General features: G+C 45.1%; 23 protein-coding genes. All 23 read left to right on the forward strand.

What is annotated here, in order from left to right; all coding sequences use genetic code 11:
- Positions 1 to 36 precede the first annotated feature (36 nt).
- Positions 37 to 561 carry a DUF6115 domain-containing protein gene (locus ACUC6J_RS09790; RefSeq protein ID WP_016820971.1) on the forward strand — a complete coding sequence of 175 codons (525 nt, stop codon included), beginning with the start codon at positions 37 to 39 and terminating at the stop codon, positions 559 to 561.
- A complete protein-coding gene (locus tag ACUC6J_RS09795) occupies positions 558 to 1,205 on the forward strand; it encodes an endolytic transglycosylase MltG (RefSeq protein ID WP_447250115.1) in 648 nt (215 codons plus the stop codon). The genes ACUC6J_RS09790 and ACUC6J_RS09795 overlap by 4 nt, the downstream gene beginning before the upstream one ends.
- A 432-nt stretch (positions 1,206 to 1,637) precedes the next feature.
- A complete protein-coding gene (locus ACUC6J_RS09800; RefSeq protein WP_277507641.1) occupies positions 1,638 to 1,955 on the forward strand; it encodes a hypothetical protein in 318 nt (105 codons plus the stop codon).
- Between the two features lie 445 nt (positions 1,956 to 2,400).
- Positions 2,401 to 3,099 (forward strand): 30S ribosomal protein S2, encoded by a 699-nt coding sequence (gene rpsB / locus ACUC6J_RS09805; RefSeq protein ID WP_013309916.1) that lies wholly within the window; start codon positions 2,401 to 2,403, stop codon positions 3,097 to 3,099.
- 132 nt (positions 3,100 to 3,231) lie between these two features.
- Positions 3,232 to 3,882 carry a translation elongation factor Ts gene (gene tsf, locus ACUC6J_RS09810; protein WP_013370709.1) on the forward strand — a complete coding sequence of 217 codons (651 nt, stop codon included), beginning with the start codon at positions 3,232 to 3,234 and terminating at the stop codon, positions 3,880 to 3,882.
- A gap of 120 nt (positions 3,883 to 4,002) precedes the next feature.
- Positions 4,003 to 4,731 carry a UMP kinase gene (pyrH, locus tag ACUC6J_RS09815; protein ID WP_013309918.1) on the forward strand — a complete coding sequence of 243 codons (729 nt, stop codon included), beginning with the start codon at positions 4,003 to 4,005 and terminating at the stop codon, positions 4,729 to 4,731.
- Complete coding sequence (gene frr / locus ACUC6J_RS09820; RefSeq protein WP_014599669.1) at positions 4,731 to 5,285, forward strand: ribosome recycling factor; 555 nt, start codon at positions 4,731 to 4,733, stop codon at positions 5,283 to 5,285. The genes pyrH and frr overlap by 1 nt, the downstream gene beginning before the upstream one ends.
- Positions 5,286 to 5,370: 85 nt before the next feature.
- On the forward strand, positions 5,371 to 6,138 hold the full coding sequence (locus tag ACUC6J_RS09825; RefSeq protein WP_016820974.1) for an isoprenyl transferase: 768 nt from the start codon (positions 5,371 to 5,373) through the stop codon (positions 6,136 to 6,138).
- A gap of 17 nt (positions 6,139 to 6,155) precedes the next feature.
- Entirely contained in the window at positions 6,156 to 6,947 is a 792-nt protein-coding gene (locus tag ACUC6J_RS09830) for a phosphatidate cytidylyltransferase (RefSeq protein WP_016820975.1), read from the forward strand.
- Positions 6,948 to 7,092: 145 nt separating this feature from the next.
- Positions 7,093 to 8,232, forward strand: a complete 1,140-nt coding sequence (locus tag ACUC6J_RS09835; RefSeq protein ID WP_016820976.1) for a 1-deoxy-D-xylulose-5-phosphate reductoisomerase — start codon at positions 7,093 to 7,095, stop codon at positions 8,230 to 8,232.
- A 108-nt stretch (positions 8,233 to 8,340) separates the two neighbouring features.
- Positions 8,341 to 9,612, forward strand: coding sequence for an RIP metalloprotease RseP (gene rseP, locus ACUC6J_RS09840; protein ID WP_031463327.1), 1,272 nt, complete (start codon positions 8,341 to 8,343; stop codon positions 9,610 to 9,612).
- A gap of 50 nt (positions 9,613 to 9,662) precedes the next feature.
- Complete coding sequence (proS, locus tag ACUC6J_RS09845; protein WP_447250116.1) at positions 9,663 to 11,111, forward strand: proline--tRNA ligase; 1,449 nt, start codon at positions 9,663 to 9,665, stop codon at positions 11,109 to 11,111.
- Positions 11,112 to 11,313: 202 nt separating this feature from the next.
- Complete coding sequence (locus ACUC6J_RS09850; RefSeq protein WP_447250117.1) at positions 11,314 to 15,630, forward strand: PolC-type DNA polymerase III; 4,317 nt, start codon at positions 11,314 to 11,316, stop codon at positions 15,628 to 15,630.
- Between the two features lie 314 nt (positions 15,631 to 15,944).
- The gene (rimP, locus tag ACUC6J_RS09855) at positions 15,945 to 16,406 is read left to right on the forward strand and encodes a ribosome maturation factor RimP (RefSeq protein WP_013370719.1); all 462 of its coding nucleotides are present in this window, start codon (positions 15,945 to 15,947) and stop codon (positions 16,404 to 16,406) included.
- A 101-nt stretch (positions 16,407 to 16,507) separates the two neighbouring features.
- Positions 16,508 to 17,605, forward strand: coding sequence for a transcription termination factor NusA (gene nusA / locus ACUC6J_RS09860; protein WP_016820980.1), 1,098 nt, complete (start codon positions 16,508 to 16,510; stop codon positions 17,603 to 17,605).
- A gap of 23 nt (positions 17,606 to 17,628) precedes the next feature.
- Positions 17,629 to 17,937, forward strand: a complete 309-nt coding sequence (gene rnpM, locus ACUC6J_RS09865; RefSeq protein ID WP_007430067.1) for an RNase P modulator RnpM — start codon at positions 17,629 to 17,631, stop codon at positions 17,935 to 17,937.
- Positions 17,930 to 18,253, forward strand: a complete 324-nt coding sequence (locus ACUC6J_RS09870; protein ID WP_007430068.1) for a L7Ae/L30e/S12e/Gadd45 family ribosomal protein — start codon at positions 17,930 to 17,932, stop codon at positions 18,251 to 18,253. Before rnpM ends, ACUC6J_RS09870 begins: the two co-directional genes overlap by 8 nt.
- On the forward strand, positions 18,246 to 20,774 hold the full coding sequence (gene infB, locus ACUC6J_RS09875; protein WP_016820981.1) for a translation initiation factor IF-2: 2,529 nt from the start codon (positions 18,246 to 18,248) through the stop codon (positions 20,772 to 20,774). The genes ACUC6J_RS09870 and infB overlap by 8 nt, the downstream gene beginning before the upstream one ends.
- Positions 20,775 to 20,794: 20 nt before the next feature.
- Positions 20,795 to 21,145, forward strand: a complete 351-nt coding sequence (gene rbfA, locus ACUC6J_RS09880) for a 30S ribosome-binding factor RbfA (protein WP_013370723.1) — start codon at positions 20,795 to 20,797, stop codon at positions 21,143 to 21,145.
- A 48-nt stretch (positions 21,146 to 21,193) separates the two neighbouring features.
- Complete coding sequence (locus tag ACUC6J_RS09885) at positions 21,194 to 22,171, forward strand: DHH family phosphoesterase (RefSeq protein ID WP_016820982.1); 978 nt, start codon at positions 21,194 to 21,196, stop codon at positions 22,169 to 22,171.
- Positions 22,168 to 23,106, forward strand: coding sequence for a tRNA pseudouridine(55) synthase TruB (gene truB / locus ACUC6J_RS09890; protein ID WP_017427943.1), 939 nt, complete (start codon positions 22,168 to 22,170; stop codon positions 23,104 to 23,106). The genes ACUC6J_RS09885 and truB overlap by 4 nt, the downstream gene beginning before the upstream one ends.
- A gap of 167 nt (positions 23,107 to 23,273) precedes the next feature.
- A complete protein-coding gene (locus tag ACUC6J_RS09895) occupies positions 23,274 to 24,212 on the forward strand; it encodes a bifunctional riboflavin kinase/FAD synthetase (RefSeq protein ID WP_016820984.1) in 939 nt (312 codons plus the stop codon).
- Between the two features lie 132 nt (positions 24,213 to 24,344).
- Entirely contained in the window at positions 24,345 to 24,614 is a 270-nt protein-coding gene (gene rpsO / locus ACUC6J_RS09900; RefSeq protein ID WP_007430074.1) for a 30S ribosomal protein S15, read from the forward strand.
- The last annotated feature ends 8 nt before the right edge of the window (positions 24,615 to 24,622 follow it).

The following is a 24,622-nucleotide window of genomic DNA, read 5'->3' on the forward strand; positions in this document are numbered from 1 at the left end:
TGGGTGGAGAAGCGTTATAAAAGGAGACGATGGGCAGTGGATCAACCATGGATTTATATTGTTCTGCTGGGAGCCGCAGCTGTTGTCTACGCCTGGCTTCTGCCAAAGCGCCAGCCAAGCCGGGGAACAGAAGAGGCCGTCGTTCAAAAGGTTGAGGCTACATTGGAGCAATATATGGCCGATATTGAAAACGATAATGACGAGCTGATTGAACTCGTATCTGGTATGAAGCAGGAGCATGCGGTTAAGCAGGCAGCATTACAGGAGCAAGTAGCTGAGCTTCGGAATCGTATTGTGGAGCTTGAGCGTCAGGCAATGCTTGCTACCGTCTCTATGCCAATCTCAGATTCAGAAGCTTCTTTTGTAACTTTAGAGGAGCAAACGGCATTGCAAGAGCCTCAAACTGAGCAGGAACAAGAGTCCATCCGAGATCGTTATCAAGAGTTATTCGCGATGCATGAGCAAGGCAAGTCGGTGGATTATATAGCTAAGCAATCAGGCATCCAGCGGGGCGAAGTACAGCTCATATTACAACTCGCGGAACGGGAGGATGTGATATGATCAAAAACCGCTCATTTATGTTAGGCATGGGTACTGGTCTTATCATGGGGGCATTGCTGCTGCAGCTGGCAATAATTGGTCAGGGGCAGTCGCAGCAATCTTCGGCAGACCCGAAAAACATGACGCGAGAACAACTAGAAGAGGCAGCAGCCGAGTTAAATCTTCAGATCAGTGACAGTTCTGATCCGAAAATGACAGAAGAGGAATGGCGTAATAAGCTGATCAAGGAAGGCAACAAGACTCCAGTTGCACCTCAAAAGGCTAAACCAGCTCGAACGCCTTCAACACCTAAGGTACCTACAAACAGCACATCCTCGGCTGCTTCTAAGCCTTCGACCAGCACTTCGGTACCACAAAGTCCGAACAAGCCGGAAACTCAAAGAACTGGCACTACAACTACTCCTAATATTCCCAAGCATCCTGCCCCCCCACAAGTGCAATATAGCATTGCATCAGGGAGTAATTTAAGAAGTGTGGCATCTGGATTGGAACGGGCAGGAGTCGTATCGGATGCTAGTGCATTTGAGGCAGCAGCTAAGGCTCAAAAAATCAATACCAAAATTCGTACAGGCACCTATCAGTTTGCTAAAGGTGAGGATTTCAGTTCTATTATTACTAAAATAACGAAAAAGCCGTCCAACTGACCTAATCGGGAAGAGGACGGCTTTTTATTTTTTTCGATGCGAACGAAAGTGATTTTTTATTGTTTAGTTCAAAGTGGGTATGAAGCGCCCACAATAGCTTACAGCATAGCCTATTGCAATTCAGAGCTAGTTGGACATAAAAAGACCCCTGAAGGATTCAAAGGTCATCTCCTGGCGGATTACACCACGGTGTATTGTTAAAACTATCCTCAATTTGGATCAATATTCAGATCTATCGGAGAGGGATATAAAATAAATTGAACACAAATTAACGCTATGAAATAATCGATAGCGGCATTGATGAATAAAAAAACAATAAAACAATTCTATTCCTAATTTTCTCTATTCATCTTGTCCCGTATATCGGTGGATTCTCCGCTCTGGGTTATTATCCTATGCATCTGCACCATGGGTCTCGGAATGGGTTTCTCCATGATGCCGCTCAACACGCATGTTCTGAACTCTGCGCCTCGCCGCCTGGTGAGCCGAGTCACACCATTGACAACAGCGGCTCAGCAAGTTGTCCTCTCGTTCGCGGTCGCAGGCCTGACGGGTTATCTGACGTCGCAAATCGCTTCCCACACCGCAAATGCGGGAGCGGACGCGAATCCGTTGAATGCTGTCGTCGCGGGTTACGGCGATACGTTCTTCCTGTCCGCGTGCCTAACGACTGCGGGTGTAGCTCTGTCGCTCCTTCTGCGTAAACCGCAGCAGCAGGAAGAAGAAGGTACCGTCGGCGGGGACAGCTAGGACCCAGCGATGATGGGGCACTAATCGGGAATTGGTACCGATTTCGATCGTGTGTAAAAAGCCTTGGCCGTTAGTCGGTCATGGCTTTTTAATGTACGCCCAGCATGGCGCCATCTATATAAGAAAGACTTGAACAGATGCGGCTAACAGGGCACATATTGGAACTATCTGTCCGTTCAATGCAGTGCGAGAGTCTAACACTTTATTTTCACAAACATTTTTCTAAGAAGCCAGGCAGATGGAAGTGTACGGGTTGCTTTTTACACCGTTTCAATTATTGTCGAAAAGCTGGTTGCAACGCTGCAAGTGTTATGGTATATTAATTGACGGTGTTAAAAACGCACGTCGGTTAATTTTATAAAGGGTGCTTCCAATAGGAAGTCTTTATAAAAAATGATGTCGGCGGAGGACACACAAAAAAACCAAACTTAGGAGGTGCGTGAAGATGGCAGTAATCTCCATGAAACAGCTTTTGGAAGCTGGGGTTCACTTTGGTCACCAAACACGTCGCTGGAACCCGAAAATGGATCGTTATATCTTCACTGAAAGAAACGGTATTTACATCATTGACTTGCAAAAGACAGTGAAAAAGGTTGAGGAAGCTTACAACTTCGTAAAAAGCATTGCAGCTGAGAATGGTACAATTCTGTTCGTAGGCACGAAGAAACAAGCGCAAGATTCTGTTAAAGAAGAAGCAGCACGTGCTGGTCAATTCTACATCAACCAACGTTGGTTGGGTGGTACACTGACTAACTTCCAAACCATTCAAAAACGTATTGATCGTTTGAAACAATTGGAAGCTTGGGAAGAAGATGGTACATTTGCTGTTCTTCCTAAAAAAGAAGTTATCATTCTTCGCAAAGAAAAAGATCGTCTTGAAAAATTCTTGGGCGGTATCAAGAACATGAAGGGCCTTCCAAGTGCTCTGTTCATCATTGATCCGCGCAAAGAACGTATCGCGGTTGCTGAAGCTCGCAAATTGGGTATCCCAATCGTGGGTATCGTTGATACAAACTGCGATCCAGACGAAATCGACTATGTTATCCCAGGTAATGACGACGCGATCCGCGCTGTTAAATTGCTGACAGGTAAAATGGCTGATGCAGTTATGGAAGCTAACCAAGGCGAAGAAACTACAGCATAATATTTCCAATCGGAAATACCTATACGAATTAAATGAAAAGGGTGGTTGGTAGGTGGAAAACCTCTCACTACCCTTTTTTTAAGGAATAAAGCTCGCATATACCACTGAAAATCAAATTTGGAGGGAAATAATATGGCAGTTAATGCTAGCGCAGTAAAAGAGCTTCGTGAAAAAACAGGCGCAGGAATGCTGGATTGTAAAAAAGCGCTTGAAGAAGCAAATGGTGATTTGACAAAAGCGGTTGAAGTTCTACGTGAAAAAGGACTTGCAGCTGCAGCCAACAAAGCAGGCCGTATTGCTACTGAAGGCGTTGTTGAATCCTACATCCATGCTGGCGGCCGTATCGGCGTACTGGTAGAAGTAAACTGCGAAACAGACTTCGTGGCGAAAACTGACCAGTTCAAAGATTTTGTTCGTGACATTGCAATGCATATCGCTGCATCGAACCCTCGTTATGTTCGTCGCGAAGAAGTGCCTCAGGAAGAGATTGAAAAAGAAAAAGAAATCCTGAAAGCACAAGCTTTGAACGAAGGTAAACCAGAAAAAATCGTTGAAAAAATGGTTGAAGGCCGCATCGGTAAATTCTATGAAGAATTCTGCTTGCTGGAGCAATCTTTCATTAAGGATCCAGACAAAACGATTTCCACACTGATCAACGAGAAAATCAGTACGATTGGTGAAAACATCTCCGTACGTCGCTTTGTTCGTTTCGAACTGGGTGAAGGTCTGGAGAAAAAAGAAGACAACTTCTACGAAGAAGTTATGTCTCAAGTGAAACAATAATTACCAACGATCGGTAATTGCATATGAATAAACAGAAATGGAACACATCGGTGTTCCTTTTCTTGCAACAGGACACCTATCCTGTTACATAAAGAATATATGAAATTGGAGGGTGATCATTTGGAAAAACCTGTGTTTAAACGTGTTGTTCTGAAAGTTAGTGGGGAGTCGCTGTCAGGTCCTAACGGTTACGGTATTGATGCGGATACTATTGCGTCGATTGCTGAGCAAGTCAAGGACGTGGTGGAACTAGGAGTAGAAGTTGCTATTGTGTGCGGAGGCGGTAATATCTGGCGTGGTATTGCTGGAAGTGCCAATGGGATTGACCGGGCAACGGCAGATTACATGGGTATGCTCGCAACGGTGATGAACTCACTGGCTTTACAGGATGCTTTGGAACAAATTGAAGTGCCTACGCGTGTACAAACATCCATCGCGATGCAACAGATTGCAGAACCTTACATCCGCCGTAGAGCTATCCGTCACTTGGAAAAAGGTCGGGTCGTAATTTTTGCTGCAGGTACGGGTAATCCGTTCTTCTCGACTGATACTACAGCTGCTCTACGTGCCGCTGAGATTGAAGCAGAAGTGATTCTGATGGCTAAAAATAAAGTAGATGGTGTGTACTCCGCCGATCCGTTTAAAGATAGCACAGCTGAAAAATATGAGCAGCTTACGTATTTAGATGTGCTTAACAAAAATCTCGGTGTCATGGATTCTACAGCTTCCTCGCTGTGCATGGATAACAATATTCCGTTGATTGTCTTTGCTATTACAGAGCAAGGTAACATTAAACGTGTCGTACTGGGTGAAAAAATTGGTACGATCGTCAAAGGGAGTGTAAATTAATGCCACAATCTGTGAAAAAGAGCGCTGAAGAGCGCATGCAAAAAGCAATCCAGGCATTGCAACGTGATCTTGCATCTTTGCGTGCAGGACGGGCAACACCAGCATTACTGGACCGTGTGCAGGTTGAATATTACGGCGCAATGACTCCAGTCAATCAGCTGGCGAATATCAATACACCTGACAGTCGGACCTTGATGATTCAGCCTTGGGACAAATCTTCTTTGGCTGATATCGAGCGTGCTATCCAAAAATCCGATTTAGGTTTGACGCCTTCGAATGATGGTAACACCATTCGTCTGAGTATTCCTGCTTTAACGGAGGAGCGCAGAACTGATTTGGTGAAGCTGACGAAAAAGAGCGGTGAAGAAGCAAAAATCGCTATTCGTAACATTCGTCGTGATGCAAATGATGATATCAAAAAAATGGAGAAAAGTGATATTTCCGAGGACGAATCTCGTAAGCACCAGGAAGATATCCAGAAGACGACTGACAAGTTTATCGCTGAAGTAGATAAAGTTTTAGCTGCAAAAGAAAAAGAAATTATGGAAGTTTAAAAAGATTGGCAGCCCCTCCCTTACGGTGGGGTTTGTCTCTTTTCAAGCCTGAGGCACATTTTCAGAGAATGCTGGAGGAACTGGAATGATCAAACGGGTTCGGTCTTGGTGGAACGGGGAACAAAAACAGCAAACACCGGCCATTTCAAAAGACAATATTCCGCAGCATGTTGCTGTCATCATGGATGGGAACGGCAGATGGGCCAAACGGATTGGAATGCCGCGGATTGTAGGGCATCAAAATGGAATGAAGGCAGTGAAACGCACAGCAATTGCAGCGGATGAACTGGGTATTAAGTATTTAACTTTATTTGCTTTTTCAACCGAGAATTGGACACGTCCAAAGGACGAAGTTGATTTTCTAATGAAACTGCCTCAAGAATTTTTGGCAATTGAGCTGGATGAGCTAGTTGAAAAAAATGTGCAAGTGCGTATGATGGGAAACAAGGAGCATTTACCTTCTCATACCGTTGAAGCGCTGACTGAAGCGACTCGACGTACCGAAAATAATACCGGACTTGTACTTAATTTTGCATTAAATTATGGCAGTCGGTTGGAGATCACAGAATGCATGCAAGCATTGGGCCGTCAAATTGAGGATGGAAAGCTGAAGCCGGAAGATATAACATCTGAGCTAATTGGCAACACGTTGCTTTCTACGGGTATGCCAGATCCTGATTTATTGATTCGAACAAGCGGGGAGCTTAGACTCAGTAATTTTATGCTTTGGCAGCTTGCTTATAGTGAACTGTGGTTTACTGATATTTATTGGCCCGAGTTTAAGAAAGAGCACTTATACGAAGCAGTGATCGAATATCAGAAAAGATCACGACGGTATGGCGGACTGAAGTAAATGGAGGATGAAAGCCGTTGAGACAGAGATTAATTACCGGTATTCTGGCAGGCATATTCTTTTTGGCAATGGTCCTGTGGGGCGGCTTGGCCTACCATTTGCTTATATTGGTGATGGCCCTAATCGGATTTTATGAGTTCGCTCGAATGACGCAGGTATCTCCTTTTGGAGGTACAGCAATACTTGGCTACGTAAGCATATTAGCATTTGTATTCCCATATCAACCTTTGGGTTTGCATTCACCGCTACCCTTTGCCAGTTTGCTCTGGTTGGTAATGATAGTGTTTATGATGATCACAGTAGGAACGAAAAATAAAATCCCGATTCAAACGGTAGCTATACTATTTCTTGGTACTGTATATATAGGATTTGGATTTTCGTATATTGCGGAATCACGTCATATGGAACATGGACTGTTATGGACTTTTTTGTTGTTGTCTTGTATTTGGGCAAGCGATGCAGGGGCATATTTTGTAGGCAAAATGGCAGGGAAGACGAAGCTATGGCCTGCGATTAGTCCAAATAAAACGGTCGAAGGGTCCATTGGCGGAGTTGTTTTAGCGCTGGTTATAGCTCTGGTATTCGCTGGTTTGTCAGGTGGACTGTTACCCTGGGGTAAAGCCTTCGGCATCGGTTTGTCATGTGCTGTTGTAGGACAACTGGGCGATTTGGTACAATCTGCATACAAACGAGTGTACGGCATCAAAGATTCTGGTAATCTGCTGCCAGGGCACGGTGGTATACTAGACCGCTGCGACAGCTGGATTGTCGTTTTTCCATTTGTACATATGCTGATGCTGCTTCCATAAGCCTGGTGATTACAACTTATGCTGAGGATCAACCTTTATACTGTTAGCCTTGCGCTATTAGAAGGATAGAATCAGCTCCATAGTTGCCTGGATAACAAACAATGAGCTCCTGATAAAAGTGATTTTCAGGATAGGAAGGTGCATCATGAAAAGAATTACGGTACTTGGTTCAACCGGATCTATTGGAACTCAAACGTTGGATGTGGTGTCCATGCACCCAGATCAGTTCACTGTTGAGGCTTTAGCAGGTGGCTCCAATATAAAGTTGCTTGCTGAGCAAGCGCGTCTCTATCATCCCAAAAAAGTGTCTGTCGGTACTCAGCAGTTAGCGGATGAAATTCGTCCTTTACTGCCTTCTGGAATCGAACTACACTGGGGAAATGAAGGACTCGTTGAGCTGGCCGCGAACACAGAGGCGGATATGGTTGTGACAGCTGTAATGGGCAGTGTCGGATTGCACTCCACGCTGGCCGCGATTGAGGCTGGAAAACAGATCGGTTTAGCCAATAAGGAAACACTAGTTACGGCTGGTCATCTGGTCACAGCGCGAGCTCGGGCGAAAGGAGTGCCGTTGCTGCCGATTGACAGTGAGCATTCAGCTATTTTCCAATGCTTGAATGGTGAGCGTATGAAAGATGTGGCACATATTACCCTCACAGCATCAGGCGGTTCTTTTCGAGATTTGACAAGAGAACAGCTGCGTGAAGTTACCGTGGAAGATGCACTTAAGCATCCTAATTGGTCAATGGGGGCCAAAATTACAATTGATTCAGCAACGATGGTAAACAAAGGGCTGGAAGTCATCGAGGCACATTGGTTGTTTGGGCTTAGCTATGAGCAGATCCATGTGCTGCTTCATCCGGAAAGCATTATTCACTCCTACGTCGAGTTTCAAGATACAAGCATTGTGGCTCAACTTGGGAACCCTGACATGAGAGTACCCATTCAATATGCATTAACTTATCCTGAGCGGATGAAGTCTCCGGCAAAGCCTCTGTCATTGGCTGAAGTGGGCAAACTCCACTTTAAGGAAATGGATTTTAATCGTTTTCCTTGTTTAAGGCTTGCCTTCGAATGTGGTAAAATGGGTGGTACAGCACCGACCGCTTTTAATGCTGCTAATGAGATTGCTGTTGCTCGTTTCTTACGTGGAGAAATTTCTTTTCTGCATATTGAAGCGATTATTGAACAGGTGCTAGAACAGCATGTCAATATGGCTGATCCTGATTTGTCCGCGATTGAAACCTGTGACCGCGAGACTCGTAGTAAAGCTTCGAAGTTGTAGGTTAATGTTGGGGTCAAGAAACGAATTGTGATTCTCTTGTGCGGGTTCGGAGAATAATGATAATCTAGGAAGACAAACTCGATCTCATTGAAAGGGGAACGGAAACGATTGGAAACGATTCAAATAGTGTTGATGACGGTGCTCATGTTTTTCGTCATAGTGACGGTGCATGAATGGGGGCATTATTATTTTGCCAAACGCGCCGGGATTCTGGTACGGGAGTTTGCGATCGGTTTTGGTCCGAAACTGTTCTCTTATAAAAGAAACGAGACACGATTTACGCTACGGTTGCTGCCGTTCGGTGGTTTTGCACGTATGGCGGGAGAAGATCCGGAGGTCAATGAAATTGAAACCGGACAAACGATTGCTGTGCGCGTGACAGATGGCGTCGTTAAGACCATCTATTTGGACCAACTGGATAACCGCAAGAATGTAGTGCGCGGTGAAGTGTTGGAGATTGATCTGGAACAAGCGTTAACTGTAAAATTGGATGTGGATGGCGAAGATCAGCAATACACTGTACACCCACAAGCGATGATGGTAACCAAAGGACAATCCATTCAAATTGCACCGAAGGATCGACAGTATGGGAGTAAAACAGTAGGACAGCGTGCGATGGCTATATTTGCTGGACCCCTGATGAATTTTATTCTTGCCTTTATTCTGTTTGGTTTGCACATCCAGATGGTCGGCATACAAGTGGACAACCCGACGTATGTCCAAATTAGTGAAATTACAGCAGGTATGCCAGCTGCTGAAGCTGATTTGCATAAGGGAGATATCATCGAATCGGTGAACGGAGTTGTAATTGGTGCGAATGTTGAAAACATGATCAAACTGATTGCGGATTCTCAAGACAAGCCGATGAAGTGGACAGTTCGCCGTGATGATAAAACCTTTGATCTTACGATTACACCTCGTGCAATGGAAGGACAAAAGGGTGGCAAGGTGGGCATTGTGCCTGAACTTCCAAAACGCCAAGCTGGTGTAGGGGAAACATTCAAATTTGCCGGACAATCCATGGTCAGAACGACAGATATTATTTTTCAAGGATTTAGCCAGCTTATCCAACGTTTTTCTATCAATGACCTGGGAGGCCCCGTACGTACTTTTGAAGTGACGGGACAAATCGCTAAGCAAGGCATTGAGCAGTTGACATATTGGACTGCGATCATGAGTCTTTATCTGGGGATATTCAATCTACTGCCTATTCCGGCGTTGGATGGAAGTAGACTTGTTTTCCTTGGTGTTGAGGCGGTAAGAGGACGTCCTGTTGATCCGAGCAGGGAAGGAATGGTCCATTTCGTTGGTTTTGCTATGCTATTCCTGCTAATGATTGCGGTCACGTATAACGATATTTTACGCTTAATTAATGGTTAATTAGAGACGGTCATTATAAAAATGGTCTGTATGGGAGGACATGCATTTCTATGTCGAACGATAAACAGTTTGTCGAGGAAATCACGCCGCAGAGCGAAGATTTTTCCCGATGGTATATTGATGTTATTAAAAAAGCAGAACTGATGGATTACTCGCCAGTTCGCGGGTGTATTGTATTCCGTCCCGATGGTTTTGAGATTTGGGAGCACATTAAGGAAGCTATGGATGTGCGTTTCAGAGAAACGGGACATCGCAATGCTTATTTTCCAATGTTTATCCCAGAAAGCTTTTTCCAAAAAGAAAAAGAGCATGTGGAAGGATTTAATCCTGAATTGCCATGGGTGACTGAGGCTGGTGGGGAAAAGCTGGAAGAGCGTCTTGCGATCCGTCCAACTTCGGAAACCATGATCGGTCATATGTATTCTAAATGGATTCAATCCTATCGTGATCTGCCTGTGCTAATTAACCAATGGGCTAACGTGGTGCGTTGGGAAAAACGTACGCTGCCTTTCTTGCGAACAAGTGAATTTTTGTGGCAAGAAGGTCACACAGCACATGAAACAGAAGAAGAAGCACGTGAAGAAACGATGAAAATGCTGGAAGTTTATCGTGAGGTCATCGAGGAAGTTTTAGCTATTCCGGTTATTACTGGACAGAAAACACCTTCTGAAAAGTTTGCAGGTGCGAAGGATACATTTTCACTGGAAGCGATGATGAAAGATGGACGAGCGGTACAAGCTGGAACGTCCCACTACATGGGAACTAACTTTGCCGTTGCGTTTGACATTAAATATTTGAGCCGTGAAAACAACCTGGAATTCGCGCATACGACTTCATGGGGAACAAGTACACGTTTGATCGGTGCATTGATTATGGTCCATGGAGATGACCGTGGTCTTGCACTGCCTCCTAAGGTGGCACCTACGCAGGTTATTATGGTTCCTATTGGACCACCTAAGAAACGTGATGCAGTTATCGCTCGTGCAGATGAATTGTTTGCCGAGTTGAAACAAGCGGGTGTCCGTGTTAAAATGGACGACCGTAGCGATGTAAGTCCAGGCTGGAAGTTTAATGAATATGAAATGCGTGGTGTACCGGTTCGTCTGGAAATCGGCCCTCGTGATATGGAAAACGGTGTCTGTGTGCTCGTATCCCGTATCAGCGGCGAGAAAAAGATTGTCCAACAGGACAATCTGCTTGAAGAAGTACACGCGATGCTCGCACAGGTACAACAAGAGATGTTTGACCGTGCAAAGAACTTCATGGCAGAAAACTTCTATTCCGTCGATACATTGGATGAGATGAAGACTCTCATGGAAGAGAAACGTGGCTTTACTTTGGCTGGTTGGTGCGGATCTGAAGAATGTGAAGACAAAGTTAAAGAAGTGACAGGCGCTACAAGCCGTAACATACCGTTTAAAACAACCGAACAAAAGACAACATGCTTGTGCTGTGGCAAACCAGCCAAGCATACAGTAGTGTTCGCACGGGCGTACTAATAAAGAAGAGCAATACCCTATACTCACTTCATTCTCTTCGCCAACAGGAATAGCTGTTACGGATTAATATTCCGGACTACTATCTATATTATTGTGATGAGGGTTGAAGAAGGCTACGAAAAGCTTTTGCGGTCGGAGATGTTTTAGACGCAGAAGCTTTTCATGTTTTCAGAAAGGTAGATTGGAAATCGGGGGGAGAGCCATGGGCGGAGCTGAAGAAAAGAGAAAGCGGCTGGAGCTGCTAATGAAGCAGGTTGTAATGCCGGCAGGAGTGGTTGATCCTTATTTTTTGGACGGTTGGATCGATCAGGTTGAGATTAGCCGTACCAACAAGGATTGGAATATCACTATTGCCAAGGAGACACTGGTCCCCGCTCAGGTGTATCGTACGTTCTGTATTCAAGTACAGGAAAAAATGAGTCATATCGCTAAAATCACATTCCGCTTTCAGTACAGTGAGCAGGTTCAACCTGGTGATATTATCGGTGAATACTGGAAGCTTTTTTTAGAGTGGGTGCACCGTGAAATTCCATCTGTTAACGGTTGGATGAACCGGGCTGTGCATGAGTGGGAAGACGGTCTATTATTACTAACAATGAGCGATAGTATGTCATTGGAACTAGCGCGTAAAAAGCAGATAGATCAAGCTATTATTAAGTTTTACGATAAATATTTCGGGCTCTCTATGCGTATTAAAGTTCAGGTGGGTGAAAGTAACCAGGAGGCATTACAGGAATTCCAGGAAAAGAAAATGCAGGAAGAACGCGAAGTCATTCAGCAGATGATGGAAAGTATGGAAGCTGAAATGCCACCTTTGGAAGAAGAAGAAGGGGACGTGCGGCTTCAATTTGGTTATGACATCAAAGAAACGGCTATTCCGATGCAAGAGATTCAGGACGAAGAGAAGAAAGTCACCCTACAAGGAACAATCTTCGGTTTGGACAGTAAAGAATTGCGCAATGGCAGTACGTTGTTTACGTATTATTTGACAGACTTTAGTGATTCCTTGCAAATGAAAATGTTTGCTAAAACTAAAGAAGATCTAAAAATTCTCAGTCTGTTGGCTAACGGTAAATGGGTCAAAGTGCGGGGACGAGTTGAATATGACCGTTTTATGCAAATTCCTGAGCTGGTTATGATTCCTTCCGATCTAGTTGAAGTACAGGCTCCACCCGGACGTAAGGATAATGCAGCGGAAAAACGGGTTGAGTTTCATCTACACACAAAGATGAGCGCCATGGATGCTGTCGCCTCGATTGATCAATATGTCAAAACAGCCGCCAAATGGGGGCACAAAGCGATTGCGGTCACAGATCATGGCGGTGTGCAATGCTACCCTGATGCTGCTAAGGCTGCAAAGAAGAACGGCATTAAAATGATCTACGGCATTGAGGCCAATGTAGTTAATGATGCTGTCGAGGTTGTAATGCAGGCACAGCCTTTAAATTTGAAAACAGCGACTTATGTCGTTTTTGATATTGAAACCACCGGTTTGTCAGTTACACAAAATAAAATCATTGAGATTGCTGCTGTTAAAATGCATGAGGGTAAGGAAATTGATCGTTATGCAACCTTTGTCAATCCGCATGAACGTATACCCTACAACATTCAGCAACTGACCAACATTAATGATGAAATGGTCAAGGATGCGCCGGATGTCGAACCTGTTATGAAGGAGTTCGTAGCTTTTGCTGGTGATGCTGTATTGGTTGCTCATAATGCGCGGTTTGATGTCGGCTTTATCCAGGCCACTCTTCGAAAGATGGGTTTGCCCGAAATGACCAATCCGGTGCTGGATACGCTGGAACTGGCTCGTTTGCTGTTTCCTACGTTGAAAAATCACCGTCTGAACACACTGACTACTAAATATAAAGTTGCGTTGGAAAGCCATCACCGGGCTATTGATGATACAGTTGCGTTGGCAGAAGTGTTAAACGGACTACTAAACGATGCAGAGCAAATTAAGGGTTTTAAAATGCTCGACCGCTTGAATGATTATGTGGGAAAGGACCTATCGACTGTTCGTCCTTTCCACTGCTGCATTTATGCTCTCAATCCGGTTGGTAAAAAAAATCTGTACAAGCTGGTTTCTATGTCTCATACCGAATATTTCAAGCGTGTGCCTTGTATTCCTAAATCGAAATTGTCTGAGATGAGAGACGGATTGCTTATTATTTCTGGCTGCGAAAAAGGAGAATTCTTCGAGGCCGTGTTAAACAAGTCCGAGGAAGAAGCCGAGGAGATTGCACAGTTTTATGATGTGTTGGAGATTCAACCTTTGACGATGTATATGCATCTGGTGGAAAAGCAACTGGTAAGCGGGCCTGATGCACTAAAAACGGCCATACGTAAAGTATGCGAAATAGGAAAACGTCTTGACAAGCCCGTGATTGCTACAGGCAATGTTCACTATTTGGAAACTCGCGATAAGCTGTACCGTGATATTACCATTCACGGCATTACTGGATTTAGCCCGCTAAAGGATATCCGAAAGCCAGATGCTCATTTACGTACAACGGATGAAATGCTGGCAGAGTTCGAGTTTTTGGGCGAGGAAAAAGCGTATGAAGTTGTTGTGACAAATACTAGCGAGCTGGCAGAGCGTTTTGAAGAACTGGAACTGTTCCCTGACAAGCTTTTTACGCCATTACTGGACGGAGCAGATGAGGAAATTCGCAATACATGCTATGAGACGGCTCGATCCATTTATGGTGAATCCTTACCTGAGGTTGTTGTAGCTCGCCTTGAAAAAGAATTGGAACCTATTATTAAATACGGTTTCTCCGCTAACTATCTCATTTCTGAACGTCTGGTTAAAAAATCTAACCAGGATGGATACTTGGTAGGTTCACGGGGGTCTGTTGGTTCTTCTGTAGTTGCTACTTTTCTCGGTATTTCTGAGGTAAATCCGCTGCCCGCTCATTATATTTGCGGTAATTCTGACTGTAAACACAGCGAATGGTTTTTGGATGGAAGTGTTCCAAGCGGTTTTGACTTGCCAGATAAAAACTGTCCAAATTGCGGTGGCAAGCTCAAAGGTGAGGGGCAAGATATACCTTTTGAAACGTTCCTCGGTTTTAAAGGAGATAAAGTTCCCGATATTGACTTGAACTTCTCTGGTGAATATCAACCTGTTGCCCATAATTATACGAAAGTATTGTTTGGTGAAAAAAGCGTTTTCCGTGCAGGAACTATTGGTACAGTAGCTGAGAAAACGGCGTTTGGATTTGCCAAAAAATATGAAGAGGCACATCATAAAAAATGGCGCGGAGCCGAGCTGAACAGGCTGGCTTCTGGTTGTACGGGTGTAAAACGTAGTACCGGACAGCATCCGGGCGGGATCGTTGTTGTTCCTGATTATATTGAGGTCGAGGACATTACACCAGTGCAGTATCCGGCTGATGATACGAGCTCGGAATGGAAAACGACGCATTTTGATTATCACGCTTTTGATGCGAACTTACTCAAGCTCGATATTCTGGGCCATGATGATCCGACCATGATGAGAATGCTTCAGGATTTGACCGGGGTTGACCCTACGACCATTCCAATGAATGACCCCAAGGTGATGAGCATGTTCAACTCCACGGAGGCACTCGGTGTAACACCGCAGCAAATCCGCACGCCTGTTGCCACCTATGGTGTACCAGAGATGGGGACCAAATTTGTACGCCAGATGCTGGTAGAGTCGCAGCCGAGTTCTTTTGCCGATTTACTGCAAATATCCGGTTTGTCTCACGGTACGGGTGTATGGCTGGGGAACGCACAAGAGTTGATTAAAAATAATACATGTAACATCAAGACCGTAATTGGTTGTCGGGATGATATTATGCTGTTTTTGATTTACAAGGCGGGGATGGATGCAGGTCTGGCCTTTAAAATTACGGAGAGCGTACGTAAAGGTAAAGGGCTTAGTGCCGAATGGATTGAAGAAATGAAAAAATGCAAGGTGCCGCAGTGGTACATTGATTCCTGTCTTAAAATCCAGTACATGTTTCCGAAGGCGCATGCTGCAGCCTATGTTATTTCAGCAGTGCGTACAGCGTATTTCAAGCTGTATCATCCGATCGAGTATTATGCAACTTACTTCTCAGTACGTGCAGCCGATTTTGATATTGATCTGTGCTGTCAAGGGTATGATGCGATTGCACGGAAGATTGTCGAAATTGAGCAGCTTGGTTTTCAGGCTCCACCTAAAGAAAAAGGGATGCTTCCAATTCTGGAGATGGCTTTGGAAATGACGGCTCGCGGGTTTAGTTTTAAATCTATTGATTTGTACCGTTCCGAAGCTACTCGTTTCAAAGTGGACGGGGACTCGCTCATTCCTCCGTTCGGAGCTCTTCAGGGTATTGGAGATAATGCAGCACGTAACATCGCAGCGGCCCGTGAACAGGGTGAATTTTTGTCCGTTGAGGATTTTCAACAGAAATCGAAGGCTAGTAAAACCATTGTCGAAATGCTGTCCCAAATGGGTTGCTTTCGAGGTCTGCCAGAGAGTAATCAGCTGTCTCTGTTTTAATCTGAACCACAGTAGTCAAGCTCTGGCACTTGTCACATAACTACGGTTATGTTATAATTTTTTTGGTAATCATGGAGATAAAACCGTTGCTAAAAGAGTGGGGAAACCCACTCTTTACTGTTTGATATACAGGTACAACGTGAAAAAAGGTTATTTTTGGGCAGGCAACCGGTACGCCGGTTTATTTGCAGTGAGCCCAAAATGAACATTACATCAAATGAAAATGAAAATGCCGGTGATGGAGAAGCATTGCCCACAGTAAGAGGGTATCTCTTTTTCACCACAGGAAAGTTCACTTTTGGAGGTTATAATCTTTGAGCACACCAAAGATCAAATCAGTAGTAGAAGAAATGGCCCAACCTTACCTCGATGAGCATGGTTTTGAACTGGTCGATGTCGAGTATGTCAAAGAGGGTAGCAATTGGTTTCTTCGCGTTTTTGTAGATAAAGACGGAGGAATTGATCTGGACGATTGTAGTATGATCAGTGAATATTTGGGTCAAAAGCTGGATGAAAATGACCCTGTTTCTACAGCATATTTTCTGGAAGTGTCTTCACCAGGCGCCGAAAGACCGCTGAAAAAAGCGGAGGATGTCACTAAAGCGGTAGGCAAAAACGTATTCGTTACTACATACGAGCCGATTAACGGTCTGAAGGAATTCGAAGGCCGTTTGCTTTCTTTTGAAGATGGGGAACTTACCGTCCAAAGCGGACAAAAGAAGCATACCATACCTTATGACAAGGTAGCTGGTGCAAGGCTCGCGATCATATTTTAATTCAGATTTGATTGTTGCTGTTTGACATGTACCACATGTTTTTTGCCTCGTGTGCCGACCAGTACGCAGGTGCCATCATTTGAAAGGGGGAGCAGTAATCCATGAGTATGGATTTTATTGAAGCAATGAACGAGTTGGAAAGAGAAAAGGGGATCAGTAAGGACGTGCTGTTTGAGGCCATTGAAGCAGCCCTGATTTCCAGCTACAAACGGAATTTCAATACCGCACAAAACGTGCGTGTTGATATGAACCGCAACTCGGGAGTCATTAAGGTATATGCCCGTAAGCTGATTGTTGAGGAGGTATTGGACCCTCGCACCGAGATTTCGTTGCCAGCAGCCCGTGAGATCAACCCACATTTTCAGTTGGAGGATATCGCTGAAATTGAAGTCACACCACGTGATTTTGGACGGATTGCTGCACAAACAGCGAAGCAGGTTGTAACTCAGCGCATTCGTGAAGCGGAACGGGGATTGATCTACAACAAGTTTGTGGACAAGGAAGAGGATATTGTAACAGGAACTGTACAGCGCCAAGACCCACGTAATATTTATATTGATCTTGGCAAGGTGGAAGCAGTTCTTCCGTTGAGCGAACTGATGCCTAATGAGAAATTTAACCATTTAGATCGGATCAAGGCTTATATTACCAAGGTGGAGAACACAACCAAAGGACCGCAAATTATGCTGTCCCGATCACATCCGGGTCTGCTTAAGCGTTTGTTCGAACTCGAAGTACCTGAAATTTTTGACGGTGTTGTAGAGATTCGTTCCGTAGCGCGTGAAGCAGGCTTCCGTTCTAAGATCGCAGTTCATTCTCGTAACGCCGAGGTTGATCCGGTAGGTTCTTGTGTAGGACCAAGAGGAACGCGGGTGCAGACCATTGTAAACGAGCTGCGTGGCGAAAAAATCGACATTGTACGCTATTCTGATAATGTTGATGAATACGTGGCTAATGCTTTGAGTCCGTCCAAGGTGCTTGAAGTACAGGTATTTGAAGAAGAGAAAATGGCCCGCGTTATAGTACCTGATTATCAACTTTCTCTAGCTATTGGTATCAAAGGGCAAAATGCTCGCCTTGCTGCTAAGCTTACTGGCTGGAAAATTGATATTAAGAGTGAAACACAGGCGGAGGAAGAGCTCGGCAGACCGAGAACATCCACCGATGAAATGCATCAGGATTCCGTTTCTGTAGATTAAGCGGAGTGTAGGGGGGTTAATGCATGAAACAGAGAAAGATACCTTTGCGCAAATGTGTCGCCTGTCATGAAATGATGCCAAAGAAACAGTTAATTCGTGTCGTCAAAACCCCTGAAGACGAAGTATTGATTGACTTGACTGGCAAAAAGTCGGGACGCGGCGCTTACTTGTGCGGCAAAGCCGCCTGCTTCAAGCTGGCTCAAAAGAGCAAGGCACTGGATCGAGCATTGAAGCACTCGGTCCATCCTGATATTTATGAGCAGCTAAGTCGTGATTTTGCTGCCGTCGAGGAAGAATTCCTGGCGGCACAAGGCAGCGTGCAGGATGAATAAGGCGCTGTCTGGATTGGGGCTTGCCATGAGAGCTGGCAAGCTGCTAACAGGTGATGAGATCGTTTATAAAGCGATCAGGTCTTCAGAAGCCAAGCTGGTCATTCTTGCGAAAGATGCTTCAATGAATACTCAAAAGAAATTCCGCGACAAATGCGGGACGTACAAAATCCCCTTATTGATAGGATTTGACCGGGAAAGCTTGGGAAGCAGCATCGGCAAACCTGAACGGGTCGTGCTGGCTGTGACGGATCAAGGATTCGCGAAATTGATCATGAAACATGCGGGGATAATGTCGGAGGTGGAGTATATTGAGTAAACAAGAAAGCAAAGACAAAGTGCGGGTATACGAATACGCCAAATCGTTGAACATGAGCAGCAAAGAAATTATCACCATTCTTAAACGGCTGGATATTCCCGTAAACAACCATATGAGCGTCATGGAACATGATGCCGTAGGTAAAGTGGAAAACTTTTTTAAGAATATTAAATCCAATGCTGCGGTCAAGCAAGGCGAAGCAGGCACGGCGCAAGTAAGCTCGAATCAGACCGGTTCAAGCCAGAATAGTAATCATTCAACGGAGCAAACCAAAAATCAACAGGAAAAGCAGGTAAGTATGAATAGGACAAACAACAACCAAAACAGTAACCGAAGTAGCGCTCCAAAAGCGCAAAGCAGTCAGCAGGGCGGTCAAAACCGCAGTCAACAAGGTTCTAGTAGACCAAGCGGCCAGCAAGGCACTCAGAACCGCAGTAATGGTCAACAGCAGGGAGGACAACAGCGTACCGGTAGCAATAACACAGGTTCGCGTCCTCAGGGAAGCAGCCAGGGTGGTGCGGCAGTAAGAACTTCTTCTTCCGCAGGAAGCAACAATTCCAACCGCAGTGGTGGCAACCGTACAGGTGGTAACTCCAACAACAGCGGTAACCGTTTCGGTCAAGGACGTTTTGACGATAACCGTCAAGGCGGAGGACGGGGTGGTAACGGTGGCCGTGGAGGCAACAACCGCGGTGGAAACAATCGTGGCGGCAAATTCAACAACCGTGGTAAAGGTCAACAACAGGAGCGTCGCGAGAAAATCGACAACACGCCTAAGAAAATTATTGTGCGTGGTGAGATGACTGTAGGTGAAACAGCCAAGCTTCTTCATAAGGATGCGTCAGAAGTCATCAAGAAGTTGATTATGCTCGGAACAATGGCGACCATCAACCAAGAACTGGATATGGATACCATTCTCTTGCTTGCTGGTGACTTTGGCGTCGAGGTAGAAGTGAAAATCCCAGTGGAAGAAGATCGTTTTGAAACTGTGGAAGAAAATGATGATCCAGCGGATTTGAGAACACGTCCACCGGTTGTAACCATTATGGGTCACGTCGATCATGGTAAAACAACTTTGCTGGATGCCATTCGCTCCACGAATGTAACAGGTGGCGAAGCTGGTGGTATTACACAGCACATTGGTGCATACCAAGTTGAAATCAACAGCAAAAAAATCACTTTCTTAGATACACCGGGTCACGAAGCCTTTACCGCTATGCGTGCACGTGGTGCTCAAGTAACAGATATGACGATTATTGTGGTTGCAGCTGATGACGGTGTTATGCCACAAACGGTTGAAGCCATTAGCCATGCAAAAGCAGCAGGTCTACCAATAATCGTTGCTGTAAACAAGATCGACAAACCGGATGCCAACCCGGACAAAGTAAAGCAGGAACTTACAGAATATGAATTGGTGCCCGAAGAGTGGGGCGGCGATACAATTTTCGTCAACGTTTCCGCTAAACAAAGAATGGGTCTGGAAGACTTGCTCGAAATGATCCTGCTCGTAGCTGAAGTGAATGAGTACAAAGCGAACCCTGATAAACGGGCACGTGGTACTATTATTGAGGCTGAGCTGGATAAAGGTCGCGGTTCTGTAGCCCGTATTCTCGTTCAAAACGGGACACTGAAAGTCGGCGACGCATTCGTAGCAGGTAACTGCTTCGGACGTGTACGTGCCATGGTCAACGATAAAGGCCGTCGTCTTAAGGAAGCAGGTCCTTCCACACCAGTTGAAATTACTGGTTTGACAGAAGTTCCACTTGCAGGCGATCCGTTCATGGTGTTCGAGGATGAGCGTAAAGCTCGTGCTATCGCTGATAAACGTGCGATTACACAACGTCAATCCGATCTGGGCAGTAATACCCGCGTAACGCTGGATGACCTGTTCCAACACATCAAGGATGGCGAGATGAAGGATCTGAATGTCATTATTAAGGGTGACGTACAAGGTTCTGTCGAAGCGCTGAAAGGCTCCTTGAACAAGATTGAAGTTGAAGGTGTACGCGTCAAAATCCTTCACAGTGGTGCAGGTGCAATCACCGAATCCGATATTATTTTGGCTGCAGCATCCAATGCCATTGTTATTGGCTTTAACGTTCGTCCTGATAATCAGGCGAAATCTACAGCAGAAGCTGAAAAAGTGGACATTCGTCTACATCGAGTCATTTACAATGTCATTGAAGAAATCGAGCAGGCTATGAAAGGCATGCTGGACCCTGAATATAAAGAAAATGTGATTGGTCACGCTGAAGTTCGTAACGTGTTTAAAGTTACTAAAGTCGGTACGATTGCTGGTTGTATGGTAACGTCTGGTAAAATTACTCGTTCAGCAGAAGCACGTCTGATCCGTGACGGTATCGTTATTTTTGAAGGTAAAATCGACTCACTGAAACGCTTTAAGGACGACGCAAAAGAAGTTGCCCAAGGTTACGAATGTGGTATCACCCTTGATGGTTATAATGATGTTAAGGAATCCGACATTATTGAAGCGTTCGTCATGGAAACAGTGGAGCGCTAACGGCAGAGAGGTGAGCACCCATGGCTAAAATACGTACAGGTCGAGTTGGCGAACAGATTAAGAAAGAACTAAGCCTACTCATACAGACCGAATTAAAAGACCCACGTATCGGTTTTATTACGGTGACTGGTGTCGATGTCACAAACGATTTGTCCCAAGCGAAAGTATACTTGAGCGTACTTGGAGATGAAGAACAAAAAACTTCTTCTCTAAAGGCGCTGGACAAAGCGAACGGTTATCTTCGTTCTGAACTTGGCAAACGGATACGGCTTCGCCATATTCCTGAGCTGATTTTCAAAATTGACGAATCTATTGCTTATGGCAGCCGAATTGAAAAGCTGTTGAGTGATATCGACAAGGATGAGAAATAGGTTTTTGTTAGTCTGAAGAACCATGAACTGAATGTAAAGGAGACGGCAATGCATACCTATGAACAGGCGCTTCAACAAGCGAAGGAATTTATTCTGGAGCATGATGATTACCTGATCGTATCGCATGTACAGCCGGACGGAGACGCAGTCAGCTCCACCGTAACGGTGGGCTGGCTTCTCTCATGTCTGGGGAAGAAATTTACCATGCTGAATGAGGGACCTATTCCTAAACGCATGGATTTTTTATGGCATGCCGATGAGATTATGGATATGAGTCAACAACCGCCAGAACGGAAATACAACCGAATCATTTGTGTAGATTGTGCGGATTACCGTCGTGTTGGTTTGACAGAGCAGTTTTTTACGGAAGATGCCATTATTCTGAATATTGATCATCATCCAACGAACGACGCTTATGGTGCGATTAATGTGATTAAGTCAGATGCTGCGGCAACAGCGGAAATTCTTTTTGATTTATTGGAAAAGTTTGCAGTAACTTGGGATGTAGAAGTAGCAACAGCTGTATATACAGGGTTGTTAACGGATACGGGAGGCTTCCGCTACTCCAACACTTCACCGAAAGTGATGTCTACGGTATCGCAACTACTTGCTTATGGTGTTGATGGCCCATTTTTGTCCGAGAAATTGCTTGAGGAAATGACATTTCCCCAAATGAAAGTGCTGACCAAAGCATTGCAAACGCTCACGATGTCGGAGGATGGTAAAGTTGCTTGGGTCGTTGTAACACCTGATGATATGACAGAATGCGGTGCTGTAAATGAGGACTTGGAAGGTATCGTGAATTATCCAAGAAATATTCGTGGGGTTGAAGTAGGCATTTTCTTTAAAGTTATTAATGATCAAGCGACCAAGGCAAGTTTGAGATCGGCAGGGAACGTTGATGTAGCTGCGCTCGCTCAATCGTTCGGGGGCGGTGGTCATGTACGTGCGGCTGGCTGTCGGCTAGAGGGTAAGCTAGAAGATATCATTGAGACCGTTGTAGGGCGGGTGAAGTCTGAGCTATGAACCCAATAAAGAAGGGACAGGCAACTTGGGAAGGTGTTCTACCTGTCTATAAACCTGCTGGATTTACCTCTCACGATGTCGTGGCCAAGGCTCGCCGTTTACTGGGGATGAAGCGAATCGGACATACTGGGACGCTAGATCCGCAGGTAACTGGTGTTCTGCCCTTGTGTCTGGGACGCGCCACCCGAGTGGTGGAGTACATGCAAGAGCGGCCCAAGGAATACCGGGCTACACTGCGATTAGGCATTGCCACTGATACCGAAGACCTGACTGGGACAATTACAGAAGAGAGCGAACGTCCGGTTGAGGTTACCGAAATGGAAGCCAAAGCGGTTCTGGAACGTTTCGTTGGTACGATCTCCCAAGTCCCACCCATGTACTCTGCTCTCAAAATAGATGGAAAACGTCTATACGAACTGGCTCGAGAAGGCAAAACTGTGGAGCGTAAAAGCCGTGAAGTGAGCATTTATGAGCTGGAAATGACAGGATTTGCGAAGATGGGGCCGCATGTGGATATTTCTTTTCGTGCTTTGTGCTCTAAAGGTACTTATATCCGTACACTATGTGTTGATATTGGCCGTGAATTGGGATATCCTTCAACAATGGTTAAGCTGGAGCGAACGATGTCTGCGGGAATTTCTGCGGAACATTGTTTAACATTTGAAGAAATTGAGCGCTATGTAGCCGAGGGTAGCCTGGGTGAGCGGCTTATCGCCACCGATAAAGCGATTGACTATATGCCTGAGCATACAGTGGCTGAAGCTAAGGCAGCTGCGGCTCTGCAAGGCCAACGCCTGTCGCTGAGTATGATTACACCACCAGTGACAGACAACCAACCTTTCCGATTATATAAAGAGGATAAAACGTTTTTAGGCATATATGGACGGGATGAATCAGGTGCAATCGCCCCAATTAAAGTTTTTTTAAGTTTATAGAATTTATAAAATTACAGTGGAGCTGAACCATTCTATAAACGCCAGAAATTTTTCCCAAGGCACGGCCTGGCTTCCGTGAAATTATGCTGATAGACGTTTTTCACCTTGAATTGTGCTATAATTTTTGACGAAGTTAGTCAAATGATGTGAAATGCAGGTGAATGAATATGATTACCGTATCGTTATCTTATCCTTTGAGTGATGAGTTATTACAGCAATGGGGACGTCCACAAGTCACGGCGATCGGCCAGTTCGACGGCCTTCATCTGGGACATGCAAGCGTAATACGTAAGGCTGTCGCGCTCGCTCATGAACAGAATGTGCCAGTATCTGTCATGACATTTCACCCTCATCCGAAGGAAGTCATGAAAAAAGGCGATTATGAAGGTTATTTAACACCGCTTGCGGATAAGCAGACTATTCTGTCCGATATGGGTGTGGATGTACTTTATATTTTAAGTTTTAACGAAGAGTTTTCCAAGGTTAGCCCGGAGGCTTTTATAACAGACGTGCTGCTTCCATTACAAATTCGAACGGCGGTAGTAGGTTTTGATTTTAGGTTTGGCCACCGGGGAGCCGGGCATGAGGATACGCTTCGGAAGCTGGGAGGGGAGCTGATGTCTGTTTACACTGTACCACCGTTCGAACTGGATGGGGATAAGGTAAGCAGCTCCGGCATTCGCCGTGCTTTACAGACGGGGGATTTAGCACATGCGTCGCGCTGGTTGGGACGCCCTTATCGTATCCAGGGTACTGTGATGGATGGAGAGAAGCGCGGACGCACAATTGGTTTTCCGACAGCTAATCTCAAGCTGGATGATTCATATGTCATTCCAGTTAAGGGTGTGTACGCTGTACGGGCGCTCGTGGGTGATCATTGGATAAATGGTGTAATGAATGTAGGAGTTAAGCCTACGTTTCATGAAGGTGTGCTGAATCCGTCGTTTGAGGTACATCTTTTTGATTTTAATCAACAAATTTATGGGGAGCCTGTGCTTGTTGAGCTTCATCATTACATCCGTCCTGAACGCAAATTCTCTTCAGTGGATGAGCTGATCAGCCAAATTGGCAATGACGCACAAACGGCTAAAAAGCTGTTGGGCTAATTTATTTACATAAGACAGGCGCTGTGTTATACTGACTTATGTTGTGTAAACAACGATGAACCTTAGCTTGGTTGTCCGCTTTCACCGGCGGTTACGAGGCTAATGGCGATTATAATGAAGGAGGTGAACAGGATGGCATTGACTCAAGAGCGTAAACAGCAATTGATCGAGGAGTACAAAACTCATGAATCCGATACAGGATCACCTGAGGTACAAATCGCTATCCTTACTGAAAACATCGTCAACTTGCAAAGTCACTTTCGTTCGCACAAGAAAGACCATCACTCCCGCCGCGGGTTGTTGAAAATGGTCGGTCAGCGTCGTAAACTTTTGGCTTACCTGAAGAAGACTGATGTTAAACGTTACAGTGCGTTGATCGAGCGTCTCGGACTGCGTCGTTAATTTTCAGA

The organism is Paenibacillus sp. JJ1683 (assembly GCF_053006485.1).